The 12,837-nt window shown below is 64.1% G+C and carries 10 protein-coding genes; 6 read left to right on the forward strand and 4 right to left on the reverse strand.

The genetic code is table 11. The features are described 5' to 3' along the window. Positions 1-104 precede the first annotated feature (104 nt). Both I59_RS21045 and I59_RS14580 read right to left on the reverse strand, forming a co-directional pair. On the reverse strand, positions 105-809 hold the full coding sequence (locus I59_RS21045; protein ID WP_022904498.1) for a hypothetical protein: 705 nt from the start codon (positions 807-809) through the stop codon (positions 105-107). Positions 810-962: 153 nt separating this feature from the next. Next, complete coding sequence (locus tag I59_RS14580) at positions 963-1,550, reverse strand: hypothetical protein (RefSeq protein WP_022904499.1); 588 nt, start codon at positions 1,548-1,550, stop codon at positions 963-965. Positions 1,551-1,849: 299 nt separating this feature from the next. On the opposite strand from I59_RS14580, the gene I59_RS14585 reads away from it, so the two are divergent. The 5 genes from I59_RS14585 (at position 1,850) to I59_RS14605 (ending at position 8,604) form a co-directional block, all read left to right on the forward strand. Then, positions 1,850-2,110 carry a helix-turn-helix domain-containing protein gene (locus I59_RS14585; RefSeq protein WP_022904500.1) on the forward strand — a complete coding sequence of 87 codons (261 nt, stop codon included), beginning with the start codon at positions 1,850-1,852 and terminating at the stop codon, positions 2,108-2,110. 213 nt (positions 2,111-2,323) lie between these two features. Then, positions 2,324-3,313, forward strand: a complete 990-nt coding sequence (locus tag I59_RS14590) for a hypothetical protein (protein WP_148286247.1) — start codon at positions 2,324-2,326, stop codon at positions 3,311-3,313. After that, the gene (locus I59_RS14595; RefSeq protein ID WP_148286248.1) at positions 3,300-5,375 is read left to right on the forward strand and encodes a DDE-type integrase/transposase/recombinase; all 2,076 of its coding nucleotides are present in this window, start codon (positions 3,300-3,302) and stop codon (positions 5,373-5,375) included. The genes I59_RS14590 and I59_RS14595 overlap by 14 nt, the downstream gene beginning before the upstream one ends. Further along, positions 5,372-6,538, forward strand: coding sequence for an AAA family ATPase (locus I59_RS14600; RefSeq protein WP_022904503.1), 1,167 nt, complete (start codon positions 5,372-5,374; stop codon positions 6,536-6,538). The genes I59_RS14595 and I59_RS14600 overlap by 4 nt, the downstream gene beginning before the upstream one ends. Continuing rightward, positions 6,535-8,604, forward strand: a complete 2,070-nt coding sequence (locus tag I59_RS14605) for a TniQ family protein (RefSeq protein ID WP_022904504.1) — start codon at positions 6,535-6,537, stop codon at positions 8,602-8,604. Before I59_RS14600 ends, I59_RS14605 begins: the two co-directional genes overlap by 4 nt. Here the strand turns inward: I59_RS14605 and I59_RS14610 are convergent. Next, on the reverse strand, positions 8,601-11,456 hold the full coding sequence (locus I59_RS14610; protein ID WP_376764455.1) for a TrlF family AAA-like ATPase: 2,856 nt from the start codon (positions 11,454-11,456) through the stop codon (positions 8,601-8,603). The two genes, I59_RS14605 and I59_RS14610, sit on opposite strands and share 4 nt — an antisense overlap. 155 nt (positions 11,457-11,611) lie before the next feature. Continuing rightward, a complete protein-coding gene (locus tag I59_RS22295; RefSeq protein ID WP_148286249.1) occupies positions 11,612-12,118 on the reverse strand; it encodes a hypothetical protein in 507 nt (168 codons plus the stop codon). 302 nt (positions 12,119-12,420) lie between these two features. Between I59_RS22295 and I59_RS14620 the strand changes: the two genes are divergently transcribed. Then, a complete protein-coding gene (locus tag I59_RS14620; protein WP_083882155.1) occupies positions 12,421-12,834 on the forward strand; it encodes an ester cyclase in 414 nt (137 codons plus the stop codon). Positions 12,835-12,837 lie beyond the last annotated feature (3 nt).

Consider the following 12,837-nt stretch of genomic DNA (forward strand, 5'->3'; position numbering starts at 1 on the left):
GACACACGCCCGCGCTGGCGGCGATCATCTCGTCGCTGCGCCGGTGGTCGGCACGGACGCAGCGCGGCTTCGTGGTGCACCAGGGGGCGCCGTGAAGCGAGTGGTCACCTCAAGTGCCGAGTCTCGAGCAGCTCCAGCAACGGCTGCACGTCATGGCCCGCGGTGAGCCACTCGACGGGCGTCGCCGGTTCGCCGTCGATGGACGTGTACGAGTGTGGTGTCGTCATGAACCCGAGGATCGCCGTCGGGTGCATGTCGTCATCGAACGCTCCGGCCAGCGACGTCATGTGGTTCAGCGATGGATGGTCAGGGTCGTCGGTGAACTGCCATGCCGGAAACCGAAGCTCGTCGTCGCACACGAACGCGAACAGGTCGCTCAACGCGAGGTCGGTGAGGACCCGGCCCGTTCCGACGTCTAGCCAGTCGGCCGCCTCTTCCAAAGTGAGTGCGGCGCTCAGCCCCTCCTGCCGGTCGCGGCGTTCGCTTGCTTCGAGTTCTCCGCGCGCGACAGCAGCCCGGGCCGCGTCGTACCGCTCCCTCGTTCCGAACGCCGCCTCAATGAGGACCTCCTCCTCGTCGGCGGTGAGATCGCGGCCAGTTCGAGGCCGCGGCGGGTTGTGGCGCGGCCCGAAGTCGTGACCGCCGGCGTGGACGCCGAAGAATTGTCTGAAGGCGCCACGCAGCCGGGGCGGGTCGAGCTCGCGGTCTCGTACGACTGCGACCGCGTCGTTGGCATCCGCGAAGTCCATCGCGGCAACCTCTCGGACGCTCTCCGGCAGGTCCTCACCAGTCCGGACGGCGAGAGCCACACGTGCGCGTGCGCGCGCGATCTGAAGCCGTGTCGTCAGGGGGTACTCCGTTCTCGTTCTGCTTCTGAGTTGTTCCCGCTGCTTCCGGGAAGAGTGGTGCGCGACGGTAACGGCATGCTCCGGAGCGGTGTGTCGGGTGATTCCGAGGGAGTCCTATCGCCAACTCTCCGCTTCGAGGTAGTCGAGGACGACCTGCACATCACCACCGATCGCCAACCACTCGATGGGCGTGAAGGACTCATCGGTCCCCTCGATTTCGAGGTCCGCGTTGTACATGAAGCCGAGGATTGTGGACGGATGCTTCTGATCCGCCCACGCCGGCGTGAGTCGTGCGAGGCCGGGAAGGACCGGCATCGCTGGGTCTTCAGTGAATTGCCACGCCGGGTACCGCAATTCACCGTCGCAGACGAAGGCGGTCACTTCTCCCACGACGAGGAGCGCGTGCAGTTCCGCGTCGCTGATGCCCAACCAGTCGGCGGCCTCCTTGGCTGTCAGCGAGGCTATGAGGCCCTCGAGTTCCGTGCGGCGTTCAATCTCGTCGAGCTCGCCGCGAGCGACTTCTGCCTTGGATTTTTCGTACTGCTCGCGGGTGAAGCTGCCGGAGCGGATGAGGAACTCCTCCTCTTCGGGCGTCGCTTGGCGTCCGCGCGGATCGCTCTGCGGCTCGTCGACCCGACCGTAGTCGCGGCCGTGAGCGATGACCCCGACCAACGACTCGAAGGTCAGTCCGCGGTCGTTCACAGCCCGCCTCCACCGATGGCCATCGTTTCTACTCGTAAACGAGCAAGAATAGGGCTGTTGGACATGCGCGAAGCTGCGTCGAGAGGTCGACGGGGAACAGGAGCTACGATGATTCGGAGGCACGACTCGCAAGGGTCGTTGTCGACCCTGCGGTTCACGATCGCCAAATCGTGCGCCGTACACACCAAGAACGAAGAGGCTACTTCCGAACCGAGCGTCCTGCGCGTCGGATTTTTCCACGTGCCCGCCCGCCGTGCAAGTGCTGTTCCGACGCTCGTCACGCAGATCGGAGCAGGTCGATGACCACACCCACCCCACCGCGCCGGATCGGCAAGCCCCGTAGGACTGTCACCGATGAGGCTCGCGCCGAGCAGCTGCTCGAGGAACTCCGTCAAGCTGAAGTCCTCATTCGCGAGGCCACTGCCCGTCGGCGTGAGCTCGCGCTCGAGGCGCACACGATCGGCTTGACGACGACGAAGATCGGCGAGGCGGTAGGCGTGAGCCAGACGGCGGTATCGAAGTGGGTGCGGGCGGCGCGCGAGCAGATCCCTCAAGACTGACCCCAACTTCGAACTAGAATCTTGATCTAGGTCGATGATAGCTCGTATGGTCTGCTTGTGGTGCAGATACCTCCGCTTGGTGAAGAACCGGCCGCGAACGATCCGCGAAGCAAGCCAGTGCCCCGTTTCATCAGCGGCGCAGCCGGTATTGGACAACCCGCTCCGAGAGGCGCGGTGCCGCTGCGGCGCAGAGTTCCGCCGCTGGTAGTTCCCGTGAACGACTCGCCGGATTGGGCTGGAGAGCACGGCGAGGAGCTGGCTCGACGATCCAAGCGCAAAGCGCAGGCGAGCGCACCTGACCCCTTCGAGCATGTAGATCCCCTCGAGGTCTTCACGGATTGGTTCGGACCCGGCGACCCCGCTTCGAAACCTGCGTTCGATCCGTCGTTTGCCGGGTGGCACCCGCGTCGTCTCCGAGTGGGGAGCCCATCGAGAGGGCGACGGCGTCTGGAAATCGACCCCGCCCTCGGTGTGCAGGACGTCGTGACGGTCTCGTACTCGCTCGACGGTCGACACGTCGAGACCGAACGCTTCAACGACTTTGATCTGAACACGTTGTGGTCAGCGCTACCCATGCGAAACTTCGCTCGGCGGCTCGAGCAGGAGAACAAGCCGGTCGGCACCTGGCTGCACACGAACGGCCACCACGTGGGCTGCGAGTCCCACCACGAGCGGACCATGATGACGGTCGTTGACTTTCATCCCGCCATCCACCGAATTGCTGGTCAGCCGTTCACGCTCACATGGCCGAAGGGGTCCCCCGCAGTCAGTCACACTCCTGACTCGGTCCTGCTGAGCCCTGGCCGGATCCCACTGGTCGTCGACGTGAAGACTCCGGAAGACGCAGCAGATGCGGATTGGGTGGCCAAGCGTCCTCATGTCGAGGCAGCGGTCCACGCGATGGGTATGGGGTACTTGGTGTGGATGGGCATCTCGCGTCGATATCGACGAAACCTGGAGTTGCTGACTGAGGCGAGGGTGCCCGATGAGTCGTACACGTTGTGGAGCGTCACAGCGCTGGAGCTGTGCGACAAGGCCCTTCCAGTGCGTGTACTTGCTGAACGTCTTGCAGCGTCGGGGTACCGCCTTGAGTGGGCGTTGATGCTGATCCGACGGATGCTATGGCGGCGCGCGCTCCTGACCGACATGTTTGGGCCGTTTGACTCGATGTCCATCGTGTGGCGTGCTGATGCCGAACACTGAGTGGCGCCGGCGGGTCGAGGTTGGCGAGACCATCTTCGTGAGCGGGCGACCGTTGGTGATTCAGCGGTGCAATGGCGGATGGGTGCAGCTTCGTGACGCTGCGGGCGCGACTCCGCCGATGATGCGCGAATCAGAGGTCGCTGCGCTAATGTCCCGCGACGACGCGGCCCCGCCGATGATGAGCGACCGCCTCGACGCGATCCACGACACCTTGTCCGAAACGTCGAAGCAGAACTTCCAGGTTAAGAAGGACCTACTCACTTGGATCGAAACGGGCCGGCCGCCGGGTGACCCGGTCGACGCGCCGATCGAACCGAGCTGGGATCCCGCGCGGTTTGACGAGAAGTGGCGAAAACGCGCGATCGCGGGCGAAATCGCTAGACAGCGCGGCATCGCTCTGAAGAGCGCACAGCGATACATCTCCCGCACCCTGGACGATGCGACGCTCGCGGAGGACAACCTCCTCGATAGTCGTGTCTTCGCCGAGCGTGTGCACCGAGTTCACCCGCAGATGGAGCACTGGGTCGAGGAGTTCCTCACGGAAGGCGAGTTCGGGTCGTACCTGCCGTCAGAGAGCAAGTACGTCCTCTTCGCCGCTTGGCTCTTGGTCGAGCGTGGTCACGCCGCCCCGAGTCAGAGCGTGTACGACCGCATCCAACGCGACGTCTTCGCTCGGAAGCCGCACCTTCGGCTGAAGCGGCGGAAGACCGCCGAGATGCACACGAGTTCCAAGAGCCCCAAGCCGGCGCTGCAACGACGTCTGCCGAAGCGCCCGGGAGAGCTCTGGTTCATCGACAGCACGACATCCAACGTCAGCGTGTGGGACCCCTACGCGCCTGACCCGAAAGCGTCGGTGTTCCGGCCGACGATGACGAAGACGCTCGACGTCGCGGCTCGATACGTCACGGGGCGCGCGATCAGTAACAACGTCGGCGGGCTCGCTGCGAACCTTGCCCTCGCCGACGCCTTCCGCAACATGGTTCATGACCAGGGGCCCGTCCTCGTTGAGGGAAAGCCCCATCCGAGAGCGCTCGCGGGCATCCCTCGCGCACTCACCCGGTATCCGATTCCCCCGCGGAGGCTGCTCACTGACAACGGGAAAGAGTTCCTGAACCTGATCGTCCTTGCGACCCTGCACCGGCTGGGCGTCGACGTCGAGCCAGCTCGAGTGTTCGACCCTCGCATGAAGGCCGCTCTCGAGCGGCACTTCGGTACCGACAAGACCAAGTTCGAGTCGAAGCAGCCGGGCTACGTCTCGGGATCGGTTGACACTCGCGGGAGCGCCGCCGAGCGGGAGGCGTGCCTGACGTGGGAGGAGCTCTTCGACCGTGACGGCGAGTGGACGGATCTTCACAACACGTCTGTGCACGGCGGACTCCTCGCCCTCACTGGGCGCCGGATCAGTCCGAACGCCAGGTGGATTGAACTCGCCGAAGAGTACGGATGCGCCGAGATCCCTGCTTGGCGAAACGAATGGATTCGTTTCCTCGACAACGAGGTACTCCCCATCACACCGTTCGGCGTGACGAGGAAGAAATTCGTCTACCACGCCCCGATTCTGGAGACCCTCCTCGCCGTCCCCGGAGCAGCACCCGGCGGCGTCGCCCGCATGTTCTACGACCCATCGGATATGCGTCAGGTGTACTGCTTCGACCCCGATGGCAACGCCTGGGAAGTGCCGTGGGTTGGTCGCGACGACGACACCGAGCCCTTCAGCGACTTCACAGTCGACCGCGCACGCGCGCACATCCAACCGGGCTCGTTGTCACCGCGAGAAGCGCAGAAGCGACTCATCGAACTCGTCACCACCTGGCGCCGCGAGAACGCCCTCCTTGCAGTCCGACGAACGGGCAGCACCCGCAACGAAGAGATGTACGCCGCTCAGTTCGATCGGCTTCTCGCCACGGACCACGGCTCCATCCGTCCGGCACGGGCTATTTCATCAGAGGACATCCTCGATGCGTTGCCAACCGCTGAAGCGGAGCTGCCCGACGCTCTGGTGGAATTTCTCGACGACGACCTCGACGACTTCGATTCCGGCCTCTTCGAGGAGTACGCGTGAGCAGCACCCTGAGGCAGGAGGTGCTTGAACTCTTCGGCGATGACCCGCGCCCTGATGCCAGTTGGCGGCTTCTCGAAGCGACCGATCAGAACTTCATCGAGCAGATCGTACTTCGCGCCGGCGTCGACCCCGGCCGCCTCACTCCTACCGAGCTGCGCGACCTCGATGCCGACACTCGGCGTCGTCGGGAACGCAGCATGCAGCAGTGGTACCAGTCCTGGCCCTACATGCGAACACGCCAGTACCGGCTCGCCGAGCGACGCATCGCAGCCCTCCCCGAGCCGAAACCCGGGCGCGTCCCCGACCTGCTCGCAGCCCCTTTCATCACCGGCGAGTCCGGGGTTGGCAAGACCTTCTTCCTCAAGCACGTAGCGGCGCGGGCAATGGCCCAGTCCGCGTGGGACCGCCGGCTCGACCTCGAAGACGGGCTCATCAAGACCGACCCGATGTACCGATCCGCCTGGCGACCGGTCATCTGGCACTCACTGCAAGGCAACCCAACCCCGAAGACGCTCTTCCGCACCCTCTGCCAGAGCATTGGCGCCCCGACCGGAGATGACCCACATGCATCATTCACGCAAGCCGCCCACCGTCACGGGGTCCGTTGGATCTTTCTCGACGAGATGCAGATGGTCAACTACGACGGCCAGTACGGGCGGTACCTTCATGACGCGCTGAAGGCCCTTCAGAATCAGGGCTTCCGTCTTGTGATGGGTGGCCACAATATGCGCAGCGTGTTTCGGCGGCAGCGGACAGCGGCACAGAACGCCGCACGCATGCAATCTGAAGCGCGGTGGGCGTTCATCGACTTCAGCCGCTACGAGCACCGGACCGTTCAGCACGTCAAGGAGTGGCGAACGCTCCTCGGACGCCTCGACGACCGCCTTCGCCTCGCAGGTCACGAACCGGGCGAACGGGTCCTCAGCGGCCAGTTCGAGGAGTACCTCTGGGTCTCGACGCTCGGGTACGCCAACTCCCTCGCGACGCTCATCACCGACGCGTGCATCGGAGCAATGCAGACACCTTCGCAGCGCATCACGCGGGCGCTCCTCGACGACGGCGGTGTTGAGGACCGCGTCGCTCAGGGTCGGCAAGAGCGCATCCGACTCTGGGAGTCCGGGCGGCTGTCGTGGTCCACCGACTGGCAGGCCTGGGCAGCATGACCCGCGCACCGAAGCAGCCGTACCGGATCACTGTTCAGGACGTGCGACCGCTCGGCGCCACAGTGACCGTCTTCGAGCATGAATGGTTGCCAAGTCTGTTTCGCCGCGTCGGCTATTTCCACGGCCAACCCGCCGTTGTCATCGCCCATTGGTGCGGGCTGTACGACCTCACTGGGACGTTCCGCAACCGGCTCCCAAACGTGCTGCATCCGAAAGCCACGGCCGGCATCGCCGCCGGACTCAGCTGCGACCCGACGCTGCTCCGCACAACAGTGATGTCGCGCCTTGCACCAGACCTCATCGCGCTCCGTCCCGACGGCACCGTGTCGCAATCGATGAACTGGACTCGGGGCGCCGGGACCCGCTACTGCCCGGACTGCCTTGCGGAGCAACCGGGCGTCTTCTACACGTACTGGCGCACATGGTGGTCCTTCCTCTGCTTGAAGCACCACACCCCGCTTCGCGACAGCTGCCCGGCCTGCAACAGTCCGATCGTTGAAGCCAATGTGATGGAGACCGAGACTCGCAACCCGAACCAATGCCAGGCCGAACTCGATTCCGGCGGCATCTGCGGTCATGCCCTCACCGACGGCTGGCCTGAAGCGCCGGTCCTCGAATCCAGCCCTGCGTACCGGGCCCAAGTCGCCCTATCAAAGGCCTGGGTCGAAACGAAACGACCCCGACGCCCCGTCGACACGAGCACGCTCCGCGGCATCGCCATCGCACTTCTCCGCACACGGGACATTGACCTTGTCAGCAGCCTGTCGAATATCCCAGGAGACGCGCTCGAGGGACTCATCGAGGACACCGAACGGATCGGCACCACTCCACCGCGCGATGCGCTCGCGATGAGCGCTCTCATCGGCGCGGCACATCGGCTCGCAACTGACCCAGAGCCAGAGGTCAGTGCGACGATACGGCGCATCACATTCTCGCGACCCGTCCGCACCACCCAGAAGCTGTCCGGTCCCGGCAGCGCATCGCACCTCCTCGAGTTTTGGCCAGGGATCGGCGCGCCCATGCGAGGAAGAGTGCTCCGGGCGCTCGACGGCGACCTTCCCGACATGCAACGGCTCGTGCACGCCACCGCCGTCTCGCCCGGCTTCGCGGAACTCATTGTCGCTCTTGAAGAACCGGACCCACGGATCGAGCGCACCGGGTGGTCCTGGAACACCCTCGCTTTGGCGACCGAGCAACCCCTCACCGATGTCCTCATCCCACCGCTCATGTGGCCGACCTGGGCGAACCCCCTGGGCGTTGACCCCATAACTGACCCGTCCGCGTTACAGCGTGGCCTCGCGGACGCGTTTCGTGTCGCCGGCGTTGGAGTTGAAGGCGGCACCGAACGAATCGCCGGGATCGGCCGGAAGCTCCGACCTTCCATGCTCGGCACCTCTGAACAGGCGACTGCAGTGCTTCAGCAACTCGGCGAGCTAGCCGGATGGCTCCGTCTGAACCCGTCGCCCATCAACTACGTCGCGCGCCGATACCTCAGGTGGAGTGGCCTGCTCCCCGAAGCGGACTGGCGTCTGCTGAGTGGCAGCGTCGGAGAGCACCCCGGCAGAGGCAGAAGGCTGCTGAACGCTCAGCGCTACGCGTGGCTACGACTCACCGCCGCCGGTACCCGCGACCTTCCGCAGCACCTTGAATTCCAACTAGGTAGTCCAGACGCGGCCAACTACACCCGCTTTCTCACCACGATGAGCGCCGAGCTCCAATCCGCGATCGACGACTACCTCGCCGCCTGGCTACCGAAACACCGCATGGTCGGCGCGTTCCCCGGAGTTGGGCACGTTCGCGCCTTCGAGGACGAACCCGTCGTGTGGGCACCGCCGCGATGGAGACCATCCGGGTCTCCGCTCGCGCCAGAACTTGACGACATCGACCTGATCGAACTTCACGACCGGGTGCGCGCGGGCGAGTATGCCCTCACTCATCTGGCGATTGACCTGCGACGAAGCCCACGCCACGTTCGATGGGCCCTCGCCGCGCATCCTGTGCCGAGCGGACAGCAGCAGACCAGGATTGATTGGGGCTCTCGCATCGACTATCCGGATTCCATTTAGGGCTGACCCTCTTCCGCGGCTCTCATCGCCCGGCGATAGGAACTTACCTCATTGTTGTAACGGCGCTCTCTGCGCACGAATGCTTCAACTCCGCCTTCCATGATGCGTTGAATGTCCGCGCGTACAAACACGTTCTCGAGAGCCCCGACGTGCGGCACCTTGTTGCCAAGCTCGTCAGTCGTTGTTCTGACGCGGATGGAGTCGGCTGCGTTCTCGAGCACCACAACCCGTTCAGCGTCAGCGTTGACGGGGATGTTCGCGTTGTGTGTGACCACGATGACCTGGCGGATCCAGCGGCTGAGTCGCAACTGCTGGACAACCAGTTCGGAGATCCACTCGGTGTCGAGGTCATCTTCCGGCTGGTCGAGCACGAGCGGTTCGACGCCCTGGTGTAGTACGAAACTGAGCATCGCGGCGCTTCGCTGGCCGGGAGAGCCAGTCATGAGGGGCTCCCAGCGCTGGTCTCCAGACGTCGGGTCGTCGTATCGGAGGAATTCCATGTCGACCGCGTCATCGGCGATCTCTGCAGCCAGCCTTACTCGGACAAGCGGGTCGAGGCCCGCCAGACGTTGAGTCCAGGTTGGTCTCATGGAAGCTTGGCTTGCGATCGTTCGGAAGTCGCCGGATACGCAGGCGTTCTGCCATTCGCCAAATCGCGATGCCTGCATCGATTCGTCTGCCCACAACCAGCGAGCAAGATCAGGAACATCCTCAAGGAAGCCATCGGCTCGGAGGTTGAGTAGCGTTCGAACAGATTCGACCCAAGACGTCAGGTCGGCGCGCCTACGAGTCGCGAAACGAAGCATGGTGCTGCGACGTGCTACTGCCTCCAGAAGCTCGTTACGGTCTACGTAACGTTGGTCGAGCAGGCCTGAGACCGCAGCCCAGTCCTGGGCAACCTGCCGTTCAAGATCCGGTAGGTCTCGCGCCCGGCGTTCGAGTGCATTCAGCTCGGCGACTTTGGACCCCAGCGACGACCGAACGCTTTCGTAAGCTTGTGGGTCGAGGCCGAGCGCCGCGAGTTCCTCCAGGTATGCGACGCTGTCTTCCTTGGCGGCACGGATGCGCTCCGTCCACCCGGTCGCCGCCAATGAAGCCTCAGTTTCCCCAGCGGCGGACTGCGCCTCGGCGATCTGACCGGAGATCGCGCCTTGCAACGCCGATTTGATTTGTTCGAGCGCGTGCCCGTGGTCACGCGCCGCCGTGCTGAACTCAGCGGGTGGGTCTTGGGCCTCTGGGTCCGCCGCGAGTAGCTCATCAGCGTGCCGCGCAAGCGTCTGCAATGCCTGCCTGAGTCTTGACTGCCGGGCTAGCACCCATGCCGCTTCGCGTTCCGCGAGATCATTTCTCTCACGGCGAGCTCTAGTCGCCTCGTCATCGAAGGCTGCGACTTGCCGCTCGAGTTCCTTCACAGCTTCTTCGACGCTTGTGCGGGTCGCTATGGCGTCTCGCTCCGTCTGTGCTTTCCGTGCCGAGGTGACCCAGGTGGTTCGAGCTTCATCGAACTGCTGGGCGAAGCGCGAAAGAGCCAGGTGACCGCTCGCGGCCAGAGCATCGTCAACGAGTTTGAGGAGGTTGCGGGAAGTCGTGTCGGTGCCGTCAGGTCCGACCGCGGCGCGCTCAAACAACTCCTTCTGGCTGATTACACGTACTGCGAACTCAGTCTGTGTGCTCTGCCCGTCCCCGCGAACTGTTTGGGACTGGTGCGTAGCGGTCCAGGAGGCGACTTGAGCGTCTCCACTGTGGGGAAGGACGTGGGTAGCTGTGAGTGCTGCGGAAGGGAACACCGCCGCCTGCATCTGTTCGGCCTCCCTGCGAGCCTGCGCGGGTAGAGCGCCGATGTCCCCGTAGAGGTGCCGGAGAGCGGCAACCACCGTGGACTTGCCGGCGCCTCGACCTCCAACCAGCACTGTGAGCCTCGGATCGAATTCGACTCGCAATGGCTCATGCGTCGAAGTGGCACCGGTAATGGTCACGTTACGCACCCACGAGTGAGTCACCTCGTTAGGTGTCCTGCTGGTTGTTTTGAAACGAGGATCCCAGTCGCAGACGATGCGGGCTCCGTAGTCGAGGAACGCTTGGCGCATCGCCTCCAGGGTCGGGGTCTCCATGCGGATCCAGGTAAATTGGCTACCGAGTTCGTCGACTCTATAGGCGTCGCTGGTTGAGACGAACGGCAGTGATTTCAACCCAGGGAGGTGGTCGACCTCTCGGCGAATGAACCGTTCCTTATAGTTCGCCTTTGGGGGAGTCGGGGACTCGAGGTCGTAGTCGATATAACCCACGTCGATAGCGGCAAGTCGATCATGGTGAAGTGCCTTCCACCTCAGGTCGCCCTTGATGGTGTTAGCGCTTGCGATGCCGTTATCGGTAAACGCGTGTGGCGCGATCGCGAGAAAGTGATCGTCGAGCTTGTCGAGGATTTGCGGGAGGGTATTGGGCGACGACGCGGGGTGTTCCGGTTGGCTGGGCAGGAAGCGTGGGTGCTCTGGACCGAATCCGCAGGCCGAGATCAAAAGGTCTCTCAGGGGTTCGACGTCCGAAGCGGGGTCGGCGAAGATGATGAGGTGTGCGCCATCCGCGCCGCTCGCCGTGGTTACTTCAAACCCTGGAAAGACCGCGATGCCGTGCCGGATGCCCGCAGCTTGCATCTCGGCAGCCCATTCCACGCTGTTGTGGTCGGCGAGTACCAAGACTTCCAGCCCGCGTTCTTTGGCTCGCACCATGTAGTCATCGGCAGCCGCGGCTCGACCATCTGGAGTGGTGAGGTCCCATGTCGGGTCCCTTTTGAATCGGGGTTCGCCTGGGGTTGCGACCTGGAGATCGCACTTCCACCATCTGCTCACGAGCACTCCTCATGGTTTAGTTCTTGTGAGCATAGAGCAGAACCTGCGCGATGTTGTTCTACGAACGGCGCGGGGCAGGCCGGTCTCCTGTGGAGGACCTTGGCCTGCCCCTGCGCTGGAGCGGTTGGGGGTCGAACCTGACCTCCCGCGTGACCCAGCGGTCAGTCCTGCAAGTTGAAAACGTCAACCCAGGCGTTGAAGTCTGGGATCGTGACGTGGCGGGCACCGCGCGCCGACCGCAGGTGACCCCACCGTCTAATAACGCGCTGGCAATCATTGAGGTAGTCGGCCGCGTGCATCGTCCAGCGCGAAGGCTGCGTCAAGTCGGCGTCGTCGGGAACCGGAACAAGGTCGACGAAGACCACCCCACCGCCGACAGCTGACCCGACGCTGTCGCGTATCGATCGCTTGAGGTGTCGCCATTGAGTTGGCAGCTCTGGTTCGAGGTTGTCGAGGAGTGCATATAGTCGCCGCAGGTTCTTCTTCCACCACTTGGGCCGACGGCGGTCTTCGAACATGCGAAGTTCCTGAACGATAGGGCTGAGTGCCGCGACGAGCTGTCCTGCCGACGACTGGCGTCGCTCCCGTTCCTCTTTACCTCGACCAAGCAGGACCTGAAAAAGGTTGTCGGCCACCGTCGAGGCTAAGGCGGCGGTGGTCTCGATCACAACACTCACGGCACCAAGTGTGCAACACCGGCGGCCCAAAAGGTCGGCCAAATGGCCGAGCCCGTTCTATGGAGTTCCGACGGCCGCGACTTCGCTGGGGCCTCGACACCCCATCCACGATGTCTCATGGCCGAGCGGCGAAAGGTAGGAGCCCTGGCATGACCACACGGGGCCAGTAGGCCCGCCAAACGGCGACACGTTATTCGACGCAACCAGGGGACGGGAGGGTGTCGGTCACGGCCTCCAGGAAGCCTCGGGCGACAACTTATGGGAGGACCGACACACACGATGAGGAGGCTCCGATGGCAGTTGAGGTGACAGCGGATGGCGGTCCGACGCTCGAGGCTCGGGACCGGATGCGGCAGCAGGACCTGCCGCTCGAGGCGCGGTTCACGCCCGATTTCACCGATCACGACGCTGCCGAAGGGGAACCCGAGGACGGGTCCGGGATCGCGTGGTTCTGGGAGCAGTTCGGGAAGGCGTTCACCGACGTCGAGCGGGAGGACATCGAGACGATCGCGACACCGACGAAGGTGATCACGATCTCCACCCTCGCCGGTACGCACACGGGGGAGTGGATGGGGCACGCCCCGACGGGGCGCCGGTTCACCGGTATCCGCAACGTGCAGGTCATCGGCTTCCGCGACGGCCGCGCATCCGAGCGGTGGGGTAGTACCGACCAGCTCGGCATCCTGCAGCAGCTCGGCCTCGCCTGACGT

The sequence above is a fragment of the Curtobacterium sp. B8 genome (assembly GCF_000333315.1).
GTDB lineage: Bacteria > Actinomycetota > Actinomycetes > Actinomycetales > Microbacteriaceae > Curtobacterium > Curtobacterium luteum.